This is a genomic window from Hugenholtzia roseola DSM 9546 (assembly GCF_000422585.1).
GTDB lineage: Bacteria > Bacteroidota > Bacteroidia > Cytophagales > Bernardetiaceae > Hugenholtzia > Hugenholtzia roseola.
This window is the reverse complement of the sequence record NZ_AUGI01000025.1, coordinates 137,105-156,224: the sequence shown is the minus strand read 5'-3', so window position 1 is coordinate 156,224 and position 19,120 is coordinate 137,105. Positions and strand designations below refer to the sequence as shown.

Below are 19,120 nucleotides of genomic sequence, written 5' to 3'. Positions count from 1 at the left end.
TTGAATTGCGCAGCTATCTTTATCTTTTTGGGTCTGAAAATCGCATTTTTTCGCCCTCCACCGTTGAATTTTTGCCCTTCGCCCGCTCATTGCCAAATTTTATGACCCAATTTAGAATTTTTAACGCTATTTTTTTGCGTTTGCCCCCCTCAAAACTGTAACTTTGAAGCCGCTCTTGCTACTGATTCGAAAAGTTATTTTTCTAAAATGCGTCCTGAAAAAGTAGAAAGCAGGCTTGCATAGGTAGAAATACAGATAGAAATAGAGAGAAAGCAGTTGCGCCCAAAACAATAAAGGGCTACCAGCGTTTTCTTTCGGTATGAAATAAGGCTTTGGGCGGCGCGTTTTGTGCGCAAAAGCACTTATTTGGCACTTTGCTTATTTGACACTTGGTAAGATACCTTTTCCGATTCTTTTTCTGACCCTTTACACTTCCCCCCTACTCACCCACAAATAATCATGAAACAGACCTTTATCGTCATTCCGTTTTTTATTTTATTGATTTTATTGGCTTTGCAACAGGTTTTTAGCCAAGTACAGCTTCCTGCGCCCAGCCCTTCGGCTTCGGTTTCCCAAACTTTTGGCGTAACGAAAGTAAGTGTGGATTATTCCTCGCCTGCGGTACGTGGTAGAAAGGTTTGGGGCGAGCTTGTTCCCTTTGGGCAGCTTTGGCGCACAGGTGCGAATAGCCCTACACAGGTTAGTTTTTCTACGCCTGTACGTGTGGGAGGCAATGCCCTTGCCGCAGGCACTTACACGCTCATGACGATTCCAAACGAAAAAAATTGGACAGTTATTTTTAGTAAAGACGAAAAAAAGCGCGGTATTTTTGGCTATGACCAAGCCGAAGATGTAGCCCGTTTTGAGGTTGCCCCTACAAAAGCGGCTGAAAATCAGGAGCATTTGGTCTTTACCATTGTACCCAACAACGAAAAGAAAGCGACCCTTCGTTTGGAATGGGAAAACTTGCGTCTGGACTTGCCGTTGGAATCTGATACGCATGCGCATACCTTAGCCAACATCGAGGCTTCTATGAAAAAAAGCGGCGGTCTTTGGTACGATTACGCTGTTTCTGCCGAATATTATGCTAAAAATAATCACAACTTAGAAACTGCCAACCAGTGGGCAAGCACTTCTCTTACTTTGCAGCCCAAGCACTTTTTCAATAAGTGGGTCATGGCAAAGGTATTAGCGGCTCAAAACGATTTTGCAGGCGCAGCGCGTTATGCCAAAGAAGCAAAGGCTTTTGGCGACGAAAACCCAAGCGGTTTTTATGATGTCTATAAAGAGGAAATTGCCAAAAGTTTCGAAGACTGGTCTAAAAAGGCAAAGTAAAGTTTAAATAAAAATTGATACCTATTTGGGTCTTTTTTGGGGTTTTGTTGGGCTTATCAGAAATAGCCTGACAAAGCCCTTTTTTGTGGTGATGTTGAAACTTTTTTCTATTGGGGTCTAATTTTCAGCCTTCAATAGCCGTTTATTTTATTAGAAAAAATCCATTCAAACCTGTAAAATCTGTATTATCTGTGTTCTTTTTCAATTTAGTAAAAGCTAAAAAAAATCTCCTATTTTAGCTAAAAAATCGGTGATGGAAAAGCCTCTGCCCTCGAAATAACGTATCCAAACGTGTGTCAGGGTGCGTCTAAATTGTAGGAATATCCAAAAAAACAACCCAAAATAAAGCAAGATACTTATCCATTTAGCGTATCGTGGGCTGTATTTTCCAAATACACTTACGCCTGCCGAAACACTTTTGAGCAACAACATACCAAAAAAGGGATACAAGGGAAAAAGTAGTCGCTCAAAATAATAAGGGTAGTTATCTAATCGGACTAAAATAAAGATGATAAGTAAATAGAAAAAAACATACCAAATTTCAATATGAATTTTTAACAAAAAACTAAAAATATTGAAAGAAAGGTATTCCTTTTCTTTCTGCCGTTTGTGGTCTAAAAAAGAGGCAATCCCCAAAATAATACCCGCGCCTACCAAAAAGAAAAGACCTATCAATAGGCTCAACTTTTGCACCTGCTCGCCATTTTCTGCCCCCAAGTGCAGAGGAGAAAGCCAAATTCCCAACGTGGAAAGTATCGTTTCTGCCACTTTTATATCCCAAGCCTTGTGCCAAAAACGGGTATGTCCGCCTGTGAGTACGCCATAACTAAGGTAGTTGCGAAGTAGCCAAAAAAGCAGTGGAATAGACGATAAAAGGCTGAAAATCAAGGCTTTCTTATACCTTTTCTTAGCACCTTTCTTACCTAAAAAATAAATCGTTACGGCAGCTAAAAAAGCAATTCCGATATAGCGCGTCAGGGGGAGCAGACTTGCTATCAGACATAAAAGCACAAAATAAGTTTTGCTTTTTCTACTTTTATATTTTTCAAAAATAAAAATAGAAAAAATACACAATGCCATAAAAACTGTTTCCGAAAAGGCGTGGATATAAATTTTGAAAAGCACAGGCGAGGCTACAATACCTAAAATAATGGCTATCTTTTCTATCCAATTTCGTCCATAAAGTTGAATCAAACTCCAAGAAAACAACCAAAGAGCCGCCACTTGCAGCCAAAGAGCCGCTAAAAAAGTAGGAAGTTGTGTGATTAAAAGGCTGATAGCCAGCAAGATAGGAAAAAAAGGCGGAAAAAGATAGTAGGGCTGTCCCCCTTTGCCCATAAACGCTCCTTTATTTAAAAACGATTCGGCGCAGGCAGCATACGTACCCGCGTTAGAATAGAGCGTAACGCCGTCTTGATTCACTAGCAAAAAAAATAAAGGAAAGGAAAGACTCAATAGTATTTCTAAAATTGAGCCTTTTGAAGGCGAAAAAAAAGTATGGTTAAGTCTGATTTGATAGTATTTTTCCAACGTAAAAATAAAAACTAAGCCAGCGTTTTGAACACAATACCTTTTAAAAAGTGTATAACACTTTCAGGATTGTTCTTTTTTACCTCCGTCAGAACGGGAATATGCTCCGAGAAAAAACTTTGGTGGTGCGCCGTTTCTATCACCATCGCAATAAGGGCATGGGCATAGGGATAGTCGGGACGAATTTCGCTCACGATTTCCGCAATGCGATTGATGAGCTGTTTGTAGCTTGCAAAAAAGCCTTCTTTGTCGTCCATATCCACTTCTTTGGTTAGGTAGGCTTTGGCAGATTCGGAAACGATGATGCGGTAGAGAGCTTGCAAGTCCATGTCCAAATCTTGCCCCTGCAATTCCAAAGGCTTGACAAGGGTATCTATCGCAATTTCGAGGCGTTCTTGGGGCGAGGCTAAGTTGGTGGTGCGAAAAACGAACAAGTATTCTACCCAATTCCAATAAATAGATAACAGATAGATTAAAAATTTGTGCTTGTTTTCAAAATAGCGATACACCGAAGCCTCTGTCGAGCCGATTTCTTGCGCCAATTTTTTGAAGGTAAATTGTTCTAAGCCGATTTTATCTATCAAAATCATGCCCTGTCGGACGATTCGCTTGCCTAAATCGGTGCTTTCTGGGTCTTTGAGATAAACCCGCTCACTTACCTTTATCTGTAATTTGGAGAATAGAGCTTTCAATGTTTATTGGTCTTGAATGGATAGTAAAAACAGCGTTGCCCCAAAAAGGCTTTTGGGCAAAGGTAAGCATAAAAAAAATGATACGCAAACTATTCCTTTGGCTGCATTTTTTTTTGTATATGATAGTTTTACTTTTTAAAAGCCAACGCAACAAAGCCAACAGGTTTCCAAATTCGCCTCCACAGGGGCTATTTCCCTCAGTGATGTTAAATTCTAAAAAAACAGATTCAAATGTAGGGACAAGGCATTGCCTTGTCCGCAGTGCGATTGAAATAAAAAAGGATTTTCAGACCCAAAAATAGGGTTCAGTCCAAATTTTATTTCGTGTCAAGTTTGACCAAACTTTGACAAAACAAGGCTTTTTACAGAACTTAACATTACTGCTATTTCCCCGCGCCCTTTTTGAGCCTCTTTTCATAGGTTTCTAAAAACTTCCAATAGACAATCGGAATATTTTTGACCGTTTCGAAAGGAATGGAAATAAGTTCGGTATCGGCTTCGAAATCGGCATAGAAAGGCGCAGACGCGCGTGAAACCCAAACTTCCTCTGCACCAAAGAAGTTTCCTTTTTGTAGCGTTTCTACAAAATTATCGCCCAAAGTAAGGCGAACTTGTCCATTTCTGACCAAATACAAGATTTGTTTCTGCGAAATAGGCGCGTGAGTGGGTAGCTGCGCCACTTCCATCGTTTTGGCGATTTTGGTTAGGATAGGGAAAGAAACAACTTCCCCAAAAAGCCAAGTATTTTTGAGAAAGACGATATTGCTTTCCACTCTTTTTATTTCAGCATATAGATTATTTCGTGAAATAAAACGGCGATAGGCTTCAATCGGAATCTCTAAGGCGTTGATGTGGCTGGCGGTGCGATAGGTCTGGTTTGTGTTCGAATTGAGGTAATGCGAGTAAAAATCGATGAGCGAGCCTGCGGGCAAAATATTGGGGTTGCCACTGATGCTGTCGGCAAATTCTACCGAACCTGTTAGAATGAGATAGACAGTTTCGCTGATGCCCCCTTTTTTAAATAAAATTGTACCTGCATTAAAGGACGTAATGGGGTGATTGATAAGGAATTGAATTTCGTGTTCGGGTGCATCGGGAAAATAAAACTTCAAATATTGATATGAAAAATGCGTAAGATAATCTTTATTAGAAGGAATAAGGGTATCGACCATGCCAAAAGCCGCCGAGGAGCCTATTTCGCGTTCTTTCACCGTCAGGGGGCGGTGTGTATGCGCCAAGACGATTTTGTCGGAATGGTCTTGACGGTAATCTTCGGCATTGCCATGTATCATGCCGCCGCCGATGTCTATTTTTTTCAGATGTGTGGGGCGCAAATAGGCTTCTTTTACTTTTTGGTAGGTATGTTCGGAGATGATGCTCTTTTCGGGATTTGATTCTTGATACATTTTAGAAAAAGCATCAAAAGAAATAACATCTGCCAAGTGCGCATAGGTTTTATATTCGCCGTTCCAATAAACGCGAAAAAAGAAAATATTGGTATCTACGGGGTGCGGCGAAAAGACGGGCATCACTTCCAAACCCTCTATATCCGACCAAGAGTCGAAGGTGAGGTCTTGCACATCAAAAAAATTGTGAAAACTCTCCTCTGGAATAGACATAAGGGCGCAAAGTTTTTTCGTAACCGATTTGCGTACCAAAGGCGTGGCGAAGTATTTAAACTTGCGGTCGGTGCGGATAAGCGTCGTAAGTCCTGCAAAATGGTCGTCGTGGGCATGGGTATGAAAAATACCTTCTATCTCATTGACGCTGATACCCAAATAGTTAAGGCTTGTCAGGATATTAGGTCCCGCATCTATGATATACACTTTGCCCTGATAAATAATGATACTTGCCATGCAGGGGCGATTGATGTCCCAACCGTCGCCTTCGCCTGAATGTACGACGGCAAAATATTCGCGCTCTACCAAATGATAGCCTAATTGATAAGGAGCTTCATAGCGTTCTTCTAATTTTAAGTTGAGATTCACTTCTATTTTTTCTTCAATTTCGCCATCTTTGTAGGCTATTTCATAGATATTGAAGTCTTTTTTTGTGATAAAAACGTTGTTTCGAATGGCTACCGTTTCGTCTGCAATGCCGTTGTTATTGCTTTCGGGAATATAACGCGCTTCCAAAATTTCATGCGATTCTTTGATTCTGCCAAAAGCAAAATGCAGTTTCATGCGCAACATCTCCTCGGCGGTTTTTTCGCCGATACCTGCCGCCATGATTTCGGCTTTGTCTATCAAACCATAATTGCCACAATAGAAATAAGCCATTTGCGCATCTACCTGCTCCTTAATGCCGACCAGCATGGGCTTGATGCCCGTATTATTGGGGTGATTGGGAATGACCATGCCCTGCAAGTAGAGCATCTGCATGGCAGGGAATTCGGTCAGATTTGAAAAACTACCGTTTTGCATCAGGACTTCGGAAAGCAAGATGACGTTAGGACCCGTTTCGTGCGCAATGCCGCCCGTTACGACGGATTCTATCAAACCCCTTTTTTTAAGCAGTTTGACCGCATCAGCAGGACAGCCACAAAGCATAAAAATTTGTGCCTTCGGAATTTCTACCCAAAATACGCCTGATGCTACTTGTAGTTTTTTTATCATTCCCATAAAACGGTTGCGAAAGGAAGTTGGAAAATGCGTAATACTTGAAGGGTCAAGATACGTGGAAAAAATGAATTTTACAATTTTTACCTGCAAAAATCAAACTTAAAGCCAATTTTGGTTCGCCCTAACGCCGCTCCTGCGAATAGCCCGAACCCTCTTGTGAGGTCGTTGCTTCGGATAGCGTTTCGTGGTTGATGTCGCAATTAGGTAATAATTTCTTTATTTTTGCTATTTCTGAAAGTGGAATTGGATTATTTCTCAAATCCAGATACTTCAAATTTTTGAGCTTGCCTATTTCAATCGGTAGGCTTGTGAGTTGGTTGTGAGAAAGAGAGAGTTTTTCCAATCCCTTCAATTCGCTAATTTTACTGTCTAAGGACTGCAAGCGATTGTTAGGAAGGTGCAGTTCTACCAAACTGTTAAGATTGTAGAGTGAATCGGGCAATAGACTTAGTTCGGAGCCTGAAATCGTCATTTTCCTTAAATTGCTCAATTTGCCCATTTCATCAGGAAGTTCCTTAATTTTGGAGTTCGAAATAACAAGGACACTTAACTCTTCAAGCCCGCTGACACTTTTGGGGAGCTCTGTCAAGCCACAATCTAAAAGCATCATAAATTTTAGCTTCTTCAAATTGCCAAGACTATCAGGTAGGCGAATAGGGCTGTTGTCAGTGTAAATCACTAAGGTATCTAAGGCTTCCAAATTGGCAAGACGTGGCGAGAGCGACTCCAAACGCGACTCTATTTTAAGATAACGCAACTTTTTTAGATTGAAAAAGCCATCAGGAATGGTCTTCAAATCCCAATTTTGATGAATTTCGCAGGTTTCTAAGTTTTGCAAATCTCCGATGCTTTCGGGCAGGATTTTTAGTTGATTTTCAGATAGATAAAGATGACGCAAACTTTTCAAATTTGCTATTTCTGCACCAATTTCTTCCAGCCGATTTCCCGTTAGGGAGAGCCATTCCAAGGCTGGAGCTTGGTAAAATTCGGGCGCGATTTCCGAAATTTTATTCCCACGTAGGTCTAATTTTTTCAAATTTTTGAGTTGTGCCAATTCAGTAGGTACTTTTTCTATGTCATTGCGTTCGAGGTTTAAATCGCGCAAGCTACTAAGCATATATATCATCGGCGGAATTTCCGAAATTTCATTGCCTTTTAGGTGTAATTTTTCGAGCTTTGCCAAGCCCCAAAGGTGTTCCGAAATTTCTTCTAATTCATTTTCATTGCACTCCAAAATGCGCAAAAAAGGCAAATTCCCTATCTCATTTGGTAAATGTTTAAGACCGTATTGTGGAAAATAAAGTTCTTCAATATTATTGTAATAAATTTGATTTACGTCGGCACTATCTAAAAGTTCCCTATCCGTTTTGAGCTGCATCGAAGCCACTACTGCACGAAAAATGGCTTTATTTGCCTCCTCTTTCTGCTTTTCGGCGTAATAATAGGCATAGAGAGCCGCAAAAAGTGCGCCCACCGAAATAATGAGCAAGACTAATACCAAACGCAACTGCCTTTTGGCTTTTTCGCGCTTCAAGCGGTCTTGCTCGGCTTTTTCACGCGCCTCGCGTAGGGCTTGCGCTTGGGCAACTTCATAGGCGGCGCGTTCTTCGGCTACTTTTCGTTCAGCTTTGAGCTTCAAAATCGGTGGCACTAAGGTATCGTGTGCAAGTTCGTACATGTAAGTTCCTGCTACACTGTTTTCTACTTTAATAAGGCGTGTTTGTTCTAATTTTTTTAATAATTCCTGACTAATTTCACTCAAAATCTGACCCTGATACAAAGGCACACGACGTTGCTCTTTTTCAAAAATAAATTTGTCTTCTATCAAAATTCGCAACTTATTTTGAGCCGCTGTATCGCCTTCGGTGATGGATTCAATTTTGTGTTTGTAATAATTTTGAAAAATATTATCTAAATTTTCCAACATTTCTGCCGTAACTACCTTAATTTTTTCCTTGATAACCTTTTCCTCGATGCTATTACAGAGTATCTGCAACTGAAAAGATTCGATGCGCTCTCTGCCCTGATTAGAAAGAAAATCGAGCATGACCTGTAAGGCTTCGGGTGTGTAGGAAAAGGGCGCGGCTAAAAAATACTGTTCCGCAACCGATTGACTATCAGGCGTTTCACTTTCTTGATAAGAGGCAGGCAAAACGATTGCTTCCTTTGCCTGTTCGCGTGAAAGGGCGGCTAATTCATAGCAGTTTGTTAAGATATTTGGAATTTTATCTGAAAGTCTATTTAAAAGTGAAAGTTTATCTGAACGAATGGCAAAGACGGCTTTGACCTGAAAAGGGGAGTACCACTTTTCTAATTCTTCGTCTGAAAGTTCGCCCTCTTGGTCAAGTTCCTGTAAAGTTTGGCGAATGTGTTGGGGCAGGGTTGTATAAAAAAGTTCGGCAATTTGTTTTTTAAATTGCTCAATTTCCTGTTCGGGATAGTCAAATAATTCCTCAAATTGGTCAAAAATTAAGATTACTTTTTCTACTTGATTATTTTGCAAATGCTTATGACATTCCCAAAGTGAGTCTGTTCCAAATGTAGAAAAAGAGATAGTTGAAAAAGTATTTTGTATCGTTTTAATGGTATTTTCCAAAGGAGGAGTAGCACCTTCTACATAGCCCCCGAAGCGAATTTGTACCTGTTGCCATTGTCCTTGTTCCTTATTTTGGCGTTGTTGTTCTAATTTGGGGACAAGAGCCGCATTGAGCAGGGAGGTCTTGCCCATGCCCGATTTGCTGTGTAGCACTACCATTTTTTCCAACAAAATGCTGCGATACAGTTTTTCGGCATCTTCTTTACGCCCGAAAAAAAGCGGTGCGTAGTCTTTGCTAAAAGGTTGTGTGCCAGGGTAGCGGTATCTCATCTTTGGGTAAGTTTGTGTGTGAAAAAGAAGAAAAAAGTATTTTTTTAGAAAAATAGCGCGATACGAGGCTTTTCAAAAAAGAAGTAAGTTTTTTAGAAAAAAAGAATAAAAACGACCTTTGCCCAATTTTTTTACTCTTTCTAACCTACCCTTCTAATGGGCTTCGAGTTTGCCTCGAATTTCCTCTACTTCGGCTTCGAGCTGTTTGATGCGCTTATTGAGGGCAAATTTTTGCTCTACATCTGTGGCAAGGGTCTTTTCTTCTCTAAAAAAGCTAAGTTTTTCGAGCAGCCCTTCCAAATTGGTTTCCAAATCTTGGCGTTCTTTTTCGGAAAGACGGATAAGGGTAGCGTTCTCTTTTTGAACTGTACGCAGCAAATCGCGCTCCTTGCATTGCTCATAAAGGGCTGCAATAAATTCCTGTGGGGGACACTCCAAAAATTCGAGTTGTAGCTTTTCGGTATAAAAGATGCGCTTGCTTTCGCTGATGGCTTCATTTTTAAAAAGCGCGTAACCGCTCTGAAAATCAAGGAGTTTCATGATAAGTTCTGTCTGCCAAGAATTGTAGCGACAGCCCAAAAAGATGACGTTGGTAGCCTCTTGAAGTTGCTGACTAAGCGTTTTGGGAAGCCTAAAATCGCCTAAGATAGAAAAGAGAAAGTCGAAAACGTCATCTTTGGAAAGTACCACCGATTCATCTTCGCCCAACTTTCCGAAAAGATTGTAGAGCAGCGGACGCTCGGCAGTAGGCAGGGGCAAATCGGGGGCGGCTTTCTTTTTGTAGTAAAAATGAGATTCATAGGCAAAGCCCTTTTCTAAAAAGACGCGCTCCAAGAGGTTGTCAAAGTGAAGTGAAATAAGGGTATGAAAAGGAATTTGCACCAACTTTTCATAGTAGGAAGGCGGTGTAATTTTTGTTAGCTTTTCGTCTATTCGCCAGCAGATTTGTGTTTTTTCTTTTGGCTTTTGTAGATGTAAGAATCCTTCCTCATTTTTTTGGGAAAGGTCTTCGAAAAGAAAGTCTTTGAGATTTTTGCCTGCCTCTATTTCCAAGTCATCTCCTAATACAAAGACGCATTTTCCTTGTTGTAGGGGGCGAATAATCGTTCCCCAATGAATACCCTGACACATAGACCAAAAAGTTAGTGAGATAAAAAGATTATTTTTTCAAAGCTAAATGGTATAAATCCTCGTATTGCGGCAAAATATGTGCCACTTCAAACTCTTTGGCGCGGCGCAGTGCCTGTGTTTTGAAGGTAGGTAAATTGGCATCATCGAGGATAAAGAGCGCGTTTTTCGCCATATCCTCCACATCTTCCACTTGGCTCATAAAGCCACTGATGCCTTGTTCTATCAATTCGGGCAAACCGCCTGTATTAGAGGCAATTACGGGAACTTCGCAAGCCATCGCTTCTAAGGCTGCCAATCCAAAACTCTCTTTGGCAGAGGGCATCACAAAGACATCTGCCACAGATAAGACCTCCTCTATGGCTTCAATTTCGCCCAAAAACCTTACATCTTCAAAAAGTCCCTTTTCCTGACAATATTGTTCCAAACGGCGGCGTTCGGGACCATCACCCACTAAAAGCAATTTGGCAGGGATTTTTTCACGCACGCGCTCGAAAACGGCTACTACATCATCTACACGCTTTACCTTTCTAAAATTAGAAGTATGCACCAATAATTTTTCGCCGTTGGGACAGATGGCGCGTTTGAAATGTTCCTTCTTTTGCTTCTTAAAACGCTCTAAATCAATGAAGTTAGGGACGACGTGAATTTCCTTTTTCACCCCAAAAGTGTCGTAAGTTTCGTCGCGCAAACTTGCCGAAACTGCCGTAACGATGTCGGATTGTTCGATACTAAAAGCCACAACAGGTGCATAGCTGGGGTCTTTGCCTACCAGGGTAATATCTGTGCCATGCAGGGTCGTTACCACAGGAATATGCCTGCCTTCGGAGGCTAAAATTTGCTTTGCCATAAAAGCAGCGGAGGCGTGTGGAATGGCGTAATGCACGTGCAAAAGGTCTAATTTTTCATATTTTACTACATTGACCATCTTGCTGGCTAAGGCTAATTCGTAGGGCGGGTAGCGAAAAAGCGGATAGGTCTGGATATCGACTTTATGGTAAAAAACAGAATTGCTAAGTAAATCTAAGCGCGAGGGCTGGTCGTAGGTGATAAAATGGACGCAGTACCGCCCTGTTTCGGCTAAGGCTTTGCCTAATTCGGTGGCGACTACGCCGCTGCCCCCAAAAGTAGGGTAACACACGACTCCAATTTTGAGGCGAGATGAGTTTTGCATAGACGATTATTGATTGAAAATGAGGGGGTTAGTAGGATTAAAATGCGCTTCGGACTTACGCGCTTAGGTTTTGGATAGCCTCCTGCAAGGCAGGGTATGAAATCTGGTGGTGTGAAAGGTGCGCAGCGGCTCTGCCTTCTGTAATGACCAAAATTTGCGGCGATTCGTGTTTGACTTCAAAATCGTCAGCAATCAAGTTAGAAAGATTGCGGTAGCGAAGCAAATCGAGGTAAAAGATAGTGATTTTAGAATTTTCCTCATCTTGTAGCCAACCCTGTTCGAGGCGGCGCAGGGCAGAAGCACTAACAGGACATTCGGTGCTGTGCTTGAAAATGACGATAGGGTGTTGTTGGGAAAGGTTTTTGGCTTGCTCTAAATCGGCAAGTGAGGTCAGGGGTTGCCACGTGGCTTGGCGTGGCTCGAAGGAAGCGGAAGGGAGCATAAAAACGTGAGGTTTAGGGTCTGGGGTAGGAAAAGCAAGTTATGAAAAAATATTCATTTGATAACACAGCCTTTCACCTTTGCAAAGCTATCAAACATTTTCAAAAACTCACTTTGCGGCGAAGTGTTGTATTTTTTATTTTGAAAAATTTAACGCATCTTTGTCTTTTGAGTTTCCATAGTAGCCTTGCCCTCTAATCAGAATTTCCTTTTATGTTTGAAGTAAAAATTGCAGACCAGACCTACGCCCTTGAACGCAAAGCCGACCAACTTTTTATCAATGGCAGTCCCTTTCAAGCCGATGTCCAACGCCTCGATGCGCAACATTTTCACATCTTGGCAGCTACCCAATCTTATCGCATCGAAGTTCGCGCCCTCAATCGCCTCGAAAAGACGGCACAACTGCTTATCAATGGAAAGCCTTTATCGGTAGAAATTGCGACAGAAATGGACTTGTTGCTCAAAAAGATGGGGATTCAAAGCCAAAACACCCAAGCGGTGAGCCACCTCAAAGCCCCTATGCCCGGTTTAGTGGTAGATATTTTGGTCAAAGAAGGCGATACCATAGAAAAGGGCGAGCCGCTGCTTATTTTGGAAGCCATGAAGATGGAAAATGCCCTGAAAGCCCCCATAAAAGCGACTATCAAAGCCATTAAGGTTGAGAAACGCCAAAATGTGGAAAAGGGCGCGGTGCTGATAGAATTTGAAAATTAGACCCCAATTAGACCCTAATTAGACCTAATTTGGGATATTAGTCTTGAAAACAACGGCAGAGGCGAAGGCAGCATGACAGACCTTCGCCTTTTTGATGCCTGTTCCTGATTCCCGCTTCTGATTCTTGTTCCTGATTCCTGTTGGCTTGAACAAATTGTAAATTTCTTACCTTTTTATTTGCAAGAGAACGAAACTTTTGCCAACTTAACCCTATATTTCCATCAACACTTCTCAAACAGCACACCACACACATGGCAAAAATTAGAAAAGAAGATGCCTTGCGCTATCACTTCGAAGGCAAACCCGGTAAAATTGAAGTTATCCCAACCAAAGCCACCAAGACACAGCGCGATTTGGCGTTGGCATATTCGCCCGGCGTAGCCGAGCCTTGCAAAGAAATTCACGCCGATATTGAAAATGTCTATAAATACACTGCCAAAGGAAATTTGGTTGCCGTTATCTCTGATGGAACTGCCGTCTTGGGCTTAGGCAACTTAGGACCTGAAGCCTCCAAACCTGTGATGGAAGGCAAGGGGATTTTGTTTAAAATCTTTGCAGGGATTGACGTTTTCGATTTGGAAGTCAAGACCGACAACGTAGAACATTTTATTTCCGTTGTCAAAGCCTTAGAGCCTACTTTTGGTGGCATCAATTTAGAGGACATCAAAGCTCCCGAATGTTTTGAGATAGAACAACGGTTGAAGAAAGAACTCAAAATCCCCATCATGCACGACGACCAGCATGGGACGGCAATTATCACAGGCGCAGCCCTGCTCAATGCCCTCGAATTGGTAGAAAAAAGGGCGCAAGATGTCGTTGTGGTTGTGTCGGGTGCGGGTGCTTCTGCTATCTCTTGCATCAAGATTTTTATGGATTTGGGCGTGCAGAAAAAAAATATCGTCGTCTGTGATAGCAAAGGCGTAATCCGAAGCGATAGGGGCAATTTAGATGCCTCGAAAGCCTTTTTCGCCACCGATAGAGATTTGCACAAACTCGATGATGCCATCAAAGGTGCGGATATTTTCTTGGGGCTTTCTACTTCCAACGTCATGACGGCAGAGATGCTTGCCTCCATGAACGACAATCCGATTGTCTTTGCCCTTGCCAATCCAGACCCCGAAATTGCCTATGATTTGGCAATAGCGACGCGCCAAGACCTGATTTTCGCCACAGGGCGTTCCGACTATCCCAACCAAGTCAATAACGTTTTGGGCTTTCCCTTTATCTTTCGCGGCGCGTTAGATGTACGCGCTACCGAAATCAACGAACAGATGAAATTGGCTGCCGTTCATGCCTTAGCCAAATTAGCCAAAGAGAACGTTCCCGACGTGGTCAAATTGGCATACAACCAGCAAAATATGGCGTTTGGCAGAGATTACATCATACCCAAACCCTTAGACCCGCGCCTGCTTACCACCGTTGCGCCTGCTGTGGCACAAGCCGCCATCGAAACGGGCGTAGCACGATACCCCATTACCGATTGGCAAGCCTATGAAACTGCTCTTGTAGAGCGCATGGGGCGCGACCAAAGCATCATTCGCCGCCTCAATACCATTGCCAAACAAGCTCCGCAGCGCGTCGTTTTTGCCGAAGCCGACAACGCCAAAGTCCTCACTGCCGCACAAATTGCGCATGACGAAGGAATTGCGATTCCTATTCTTTTGGGTGATAAGAAGAAAATCTTGGCACTCATAGAAGAAAACCATTTAGACCTCAAAGATGCACTTATCATAGACCCACGCAGCGACGAATTTGCCGAAAAGCACGAGCAGTATGCCGAACAGTTTTTTGAAAAGAGGCAGCGCAGAGGCTACAATCGTCATGAGGCTCTCAAAATTATGCGTGAGCGAAATTATTTTGGTGCTATGATGCTCGAAATGGGGGAAGCCGATGTCTTTATTTCGGGGCTTACGCGCAAATATGCCGATACCATTCGCCCTGCCTTAGAGATTGTAGGCACATACAAAGACGGGCGCAAAGTGGCGGGTATGTATCTGATGCTCACCCAAAGAGGACCCATTTTCTTTTCCGATACGACCATGATTCCAAGTCCTACTTCGGAAGATTTGGTAGGAATTGCCTCCATGAGTGCTGCCACCGTCAAGCAGTTTGGCGTAGAGCCGCGCATTGCTTTCCTTTCCTATTCTAATTTTGGCTCGTCCGACGATACCGAACCGCGTTTGGTCAGACGCGCCGTAGAGATAATGAAAGAAAAGTACCCCGAAATTATTGCCGACGGCGAAATTCAGGCAAATATCGCCTTCAATCCGAATATTATCAAAGAAAACTATCCTTTTTCAGATTTGGCAAAAGGCGAACCCAACGTACTTATTTTCCCTAACCTTTCGGCAGGGAATATCGCCTACAAACTGATTCAGGAATTGGGCGGTGCAGAAGCCATTGGTCCCATTTTGTTGGGTATGAAAAAGTCGGTGCATATCCTACAATTAGGAAGTTCGGTGCGCGAAATTGTCAATATGATTACCATTGCCGTTGTAGATGCCCAGCTAAAAGCGCAGGCAAATAAGGGCAAATAGTGGCAAATGAAATGTTACAAAATCATTTCACTTGTAGGGACAAGGCACTGCCTTGTCCGCAGTGAGATTGAAACAAAAAAAGCAACCCTGCTTCTTAATTTTGGCACAAAAAAATGAAATCTATAATAGCAAAGGCGATACAGACGTTTAGTAGTTACGGCTGTACCGCCTTTGTTTTTTACTTCAATTTCCAACAAGGGCAGCCCTAAGTCTGTTCTAAACCTACAATCACTTTTATCTTAGTCTAAAAAGGCTTCAAAAACAGGCTAAACCAAATAAAATTTTGCTAAATTGCCTTTATGATTTTTAAAAAGGGCATTTTTGGCAAAAAAAAGACTCCCTAAGACTAAACAGACGATGATGCTATCTTTACCTTTCTATCAATATTTGTGTTATTTTTTTAAAATCCTGCAAAGGGCTTTTGCGTATCTTCTGCCCCCTAAGCTTTTGGGTAAGCATTTGGTTTGGCTGCTTCTCTTTTTGTTTTCGGCGTGTCAGAATCATATAGAAACGCATGAAAGTCCTGCTGAAATGACGGCTTTTTTTAGTCAATTTCCAAAACATTGGAAACTGCTGCAAAAGAAAGGCAATCCCCCAAATTGGTATCTTTTTGAGCCTTATGAAGGGCAGACGACCCAACTTTTTTTTCACCCCGTTACTACTTCGAAGGCGACAGCGTCTGCTCATTTTTGGGAAATGACTTGGCGTAGTGGCTTGGAATACAGCCAGTTGAGTTTGCAAAAGATTGAGCGCAATACCGAAACCGAAGAAATTTTCTTTTATTTGGGAACGCCTCCCCATCAGCAAATTTTGAAATATTTGCCTCAAAGTGAAATACCACACCAAACGGCAATTTGGCAAGAAGTGGCAGGAAAAACTAAGTTATTAGCCAAATCCGATTCCCTTTTTACCGCCGACTTCGATAAGTTTGAAGTTTGGCTCGAAAGCGGAGAGCGCATTTTGGTAGGAAAAGAGCAGGGCGAATGGATTGCGCTACAAGGCAAAATAGAACCCGACTACGCTACACGCGCCTATATTTGCCTAAGTGAGCAGGAAAGGCAGCCTTTTTTTATGAAGGGCGTGTATTTTTACGAAAAATTTTGGCGCGATTTGTACTTGGAAAACGCCTTAGATAGGAATTTTCAGCGGCGCGATTCTCTCTTAGAATGGCATTTGCAGGAAAGAGCCGCCGTAGATGCCGAGCGCGTTTCAGGGCTTTTTAGAGGCGAAACCGATTATGAGTACAATTTCAAAGGAAAGTGGCAGGCAATAGAGGATAGCAGCCGCATTTTGGCTTTTGAGTGGCAGGAAGAACTTTTGCCCTTTCGATTAGAAAATCACGTGGAGTTATTTCGCTTGCCCGACCAGACCCAACTTTGTATCCAATATCCTTATCTAACAGGTATAGAAGATTCGCTTTTGCTTCAAAATTTTAATGATTCTCTTATTGCAAAACAAGTAGCCCAATGGCAGCAGGAATTTTTGGCAGAAAAGGCGTTTTGGAAATCCTATGGCGATTGTCAAATTTCAATAGACTACCACCTCTTTTTCGCCAACGAAAACTTTATCAGCCTCTTTTTCTACCTACGACAGGGCAAAAAGCGGACAGAATATTTTGCCTTTAATTACAGTTTGAAAGATAGAAAATTGCTTCATTTAGAAGACCTCTTTCACCAAGAAAGTTTTGAAGCGCGTGTCCGTTTGCGTTCTAAAAGGCATGTGGAAGTGGAGGAGCAGCGGCAGAAAACCGTTTTAGCTCCTTATGATAGCCTTACTTTGTTTAATAATTACAATTTTTTGCCTACTAATTTGCGCCTGATGTTGTATAGTCGTGAGCAAAATCGCTTTTTTCCTATCTATCTTCCCTATAAAGATTTGAGATTTTATTTGAAAAAAGAAGCCTATCAAAAACTATTCAATCGCCCTGCCGATTTAGAACCCTAAGGCGCAGTGGGCTTCAATTCTAAATATTAGGTTCAAATGTAGGGACAAGGCATTGCCTTGTCCGCAGTGAGGTTGAAATAAAAAAGGATTTTCAGACCTAAAAAAAGGGTTTAAACCAAATTTTATTTCGTTTCAAATTTGACAAAACAAGGCTTTTTGCAGAACTTAACATTACTGCCCTAACGCATTGCCGTTTTGCTTGGTCTATATGCAGCGAAACAAAGTCATCAAAATTTGGAAAAGTTGTGCAGGTTCTCGAAATTTGGACTTTGCTTTTAAAATCTGACTTTCTGCCAACCCCCTCGACCATGAATTTGATAGAAGTAACGCTTCCTACCCATAAAAAAGCCTTTCGTGAGCTGCCCCAACAACTCTACGGACATCTCCCCGTCTGGATTCGCCCTCTGGACAAAGACATAGAGGCTGTTTTTGATGCCAAACAGAATCCGCTTTTTGAAAAAGGAGGAAAAGCCATTCGCTGGATATTACAAGACGCACAAGGAAAAACAATAGGAAAAGTTGCTGCTTTTATCAATCCTAAAACTTTTGAAAAAGAAGAGCAAGAAAAAGTAGGAGGCTTGGGATTTTTCGATTGCATAGATGACCAGCAAGCCGCTAACACACTCTTCGAGGCAGCACGCACGTGGCTTTTGGCGCAAGGCGCGACGGCAATGGACGGCTCGGTCAATTTTGGAGAGCGCAATGAATGGTGGGGCGTTTTGGTGGAAGGTTTTGATTTAGAGCCTAATTACAAAATGCCCTACAACGCGCCCTATTATCAAAAATTATTTGAAAACTACGGCTTTCAAACCTATTTCCGCCAATTTACCTACGGTAGAAGCTCGAAAGTAGGCATGAACGAACGCTTAGAAAAAGTGGCTTTGCGCGTCTATAACAATCCTGATTTTGAATTTAAACATATAGAAAAATCAAATTTGGCACAGGCAGCCCAAGATTTGCGCACTGTTTATAATAAAAGTTGGGTCAAACACAAAGGCGTGGGTGAAATGAGCCAAGAAGATGCGGCAAATATTATGAAAAAGATGAAACCTATCATAGACCCCAAACTGATATGGTTTGCCTATGATAATGAAAAAAATCCGATTGGTTTTTATATTATGATACCAGAATTGAACCAAATTTTTAAATACTTGAACGGAAAATTCGACCTACTTGCCAAGCTAAAATTTCTCTACCACCAGAAGGTAGCCAAAAGTTGTAAGAAAGCCTTTGGGGTAATTTTTGGCGTAGTGCCTGAATACCAAAATAAGGGCATCAATTTGGGCATGGGCTATGCCTATTGGCAGGAATCGCAGAAGGAAACGCACCCGTACAACTACATGGAATTTAATTGGATTGGCGATTTCAACCCCAAAATGATGCGCATGTGTGAATCGTTGGAGGCTAAAATTGTCAAGGAGCATCTCACTTTTCGCTACCTTTTTGATAGAAATAAGCCTTTTGAGCGCATGCCCATTATTGATTGAGGGTAAGTAAGGGCAATGGATTGCGGAATTTGTTTCAAAAAAATAGGACAAGGCAGTACCTTGTCCCTATAAAAAAAATATTTTTTGCCGTTTTATTAGGCTTCCTCTGCCAATACGACTTCTACCTCGATGTTGCCACGTGTAGCCTTCGAGTAGGGGCAAACGGCATGGGCTGCCTCTAAAAGGGCTTTTGCCACTTCGCGCTCCACTTCTGGAATGACAACTTCCAACTTGGCAGAGATGATAAAACCGCCTTGTGGGTCTGCGCCGATTCCTACCGTAGCCGTTACTTGTGTGCCTACTAAGGCGATTTTTTGCTGACGGGCTACCAAATTTAAGGCACTATCGAAGCAGGCAGCATAGCCTGCGGCGAAAAGTTGTTCAGGATTGGTGTAGGCACCGCCTGTGCCGCCTAATTCTTTGGGCATGCGAACTTCTAAGGCTAATACTTGGTCGGAGGATACTACTTTTCCGTTGCGTCCGCCTTGTGCTGTGGCTTGGGCTTTATAGAGTGCGCTCATGGGAGTTGGTTTGAAATTTTGAAAAATAATAAAACAAGTAGGCGTAGAAAGGGCAGTTTTGCTTACTTTCTATCAAATTTTTGTATTGTCAAATTTTTTCTATTGCAAGCGATTATATCGTATGCGATAC

General features: G+C 42.1%; 14 protein-coding genes. 5 read left to right on the top strand and 9 right to left on the bottom strand.

Annotated features, from left to right (window positions below; genetic code table 11):
- Positions 1-194: 194 nt before the first annotated feature.
- Entirely contained in the window at positions 195-356 is a 162-nt protein-coding gene (locus tag G500_RS25575; protein WP_154656958.1) for a hypothetical protein, read from the bottom strand.
- A gap of 103 nt (positions 357-459) precedes the next feature.
- Between G500_RS25575 and G500_RS21835 the strand changes: the two genes are divergently transcribed.
- Positions 460-1,335 (top strand): DUF2911 domain-containing protein, encoded by an 876-nt coding sequence (locus G500_RS21835; RefSeq protein ID WP_051203187.1) that lies wholly within the window; start codon positions 460-462, stop codon positions 1,333-1,335.
- Positions 1,336-1,551: 216 nt separating this feature from the next.
- Here G500_RS21835 and G500_RS0100700 read toward each other — a convergent pair whose 3' ends face one another.
- The 7 genes from G500_RS0100700 to ytxJ all read right to left on the bottom strand — a co-directional run bounded on the left by G500_RS0100700 (position 1,552) and on the right by ytxJ (position 11,788).
- Positions 1,552-2,763, bottom strand: coding sequence for a hypothetical protein (locus G500_RS0100700; protein WP_154656957.1), 1,212 nt, complete (start codon positions 2,761-2,763; stop codon positions 1,552-1,554).
- Between the two features lie 116 nt (positions 2,764-2,879).
- Positions 2,880-3,557, bottom strand: a complete 678-nt coding sequence (locus G500_RS0100695) for a TetR/AcrR family transcriptional regulator (RefSeq protein ID WP_027001202.1) — start codon at positions 3,555-3,557, stop codon at positions 2,880-2,882.
- A gap of 383 nt (positions 3,558-3,940) precedes the next feature.
- Positions 3,941-6,172, bottom strand: coding sequence for an MBL fold metallo-hydrolase (locus G500_RS0100685; protein ID WP_086047764.1), 2,232 nt, complete (start codon positions 6,170-6,172; stop codon positions 3,941-3,943).
- A 127-nt stretch (positions 6,173-6,299) separates the two neighbouring features.
- The gene (locus G500_RS0100680) at positions 6,300-9,044 is read right to left on the bottom strand and encodes a leucine-rich repeat domain-containing protein (RefSeq protein ID WP_027001199.1); all 2,745 of its coding nucleotides are present in this window, start codon (positions 9,042-9,044) and stop codon (positions 6,300-6,302) included.
- Positions 9,045-9,197: 153 nt separating this feature from the next.
- Positions 9,198-10,175 carry an SIR2 family protein gene (locus G500_RS0100675; protein ID WP_027001198.1) on the bottom strand — a complete coding sequence of 326 codons (978 nt, stop codon included), beginning with the start codon at positions 10,173-10,175 and terminating at the stop codon, positions 9,198-9,200.
- 28 nt (positions 10,176-10,203) lie between these two features.
- Positions 10,204-11,346 (bottom strand): N-acetyl-alpha-D-glucosaminyl L-malate synthase BshA, encoded by a 1,143-nt coding sequence (gene bshA, locus G500_RS0100670; RefSeq protein ID WP_027001197.1) that lies wholly within the window; start codon positions 11,344-11,346, stop codon positions 10,204-10,206.
- Between the two features lie 55 nt (positions 11,347-11,401).
- Positions 11,402-11,788, bottom strand: a complete 387-nt coding sequence (gene ytxJ / locus G500_RS0100665) for a bacillithiol system redox-active protein YtxJ (protein WP_086047759.1) — start codon at positions 11,786-11,788, stop codon at positions 11,402-11,404.
- A gap of 212 nt (positions 11,789-12,000) precedes the next feature.
- Here ytxJ and G500_RS0100655 point away from each other — a divergent pair, with 212 nt between their 5' ends.
- From G500_RS0100655 to G500_RS0100635, 4 genes are all read left to right on the top strand, one after another.
- On the top strand, positions 12,001-12,501 hold the full coding sequence (locus G500_RS0100655) for an acyl-CoA carboxylase biotin carboxyl carrier protein subunit (RefSeq protein ID WP_027001195.1): 501 nt from the start codon (positions 12,001-12,003) through the stop codon (positions 12,499-12,501).
- A 251-nt stretch (positions 12,502-12,752) separates the two neighbouring features.
- Complete coding sequence (locus G500_RS0100650; RefSeq protein ID WP_027001194.1) at positions 12,753-15,038, top strand: NADP-dependent malic enzyme; 2,286 nt, start codon at positions 12,753-12,755, stop codon at positions 15,036-15,038.
- Positions 15,039-15,395: 357 nt separating this feature from the next.
- Positions 15,396-16,982 (top strand): hypothetical protein, encoded by a 1,587-nt coding sequence (locus tag G500_RS0100640; protein WP_027001193.1) that lies wholly within the window; start codon positions 15,396-15,398, stop codon positions 16,980-16,982.
- A 308-nt stretch (positions 16,983-17,290) separates the two neighbouring features.
- Positions 17,291-18,469 carry a hypothetical protein gene (locus tag G500_RS0100635; RefSeq protein WP_027001192.1) on the top strand — a complete coding sequence of 393 codons (1,179 nt, stop codon included), beginning with the start codon at positions 17,291-17,293 and terminating at the stop codon, positions 18,467-18,469.
- 95 nt (positions 18,470-18,564) lie between these two features.
- On the opposite strand, the gene G500_RS0100630 is transcribed toward G500_RS0100635, so the two are convergent.
- Positions 18,565-18,990, bottom strand: a complete 426-nt coding sequence (locus G500_RS0100630; protein ID WP_027001191.1) for an organic hydroperoxide resistance protein — start codon at positions 18,988-18,990, stop codon at positions 18,565-18,567.
- Between the last annotated feature and the right edge of the window lie 130 nt (positions 18,991-19,120).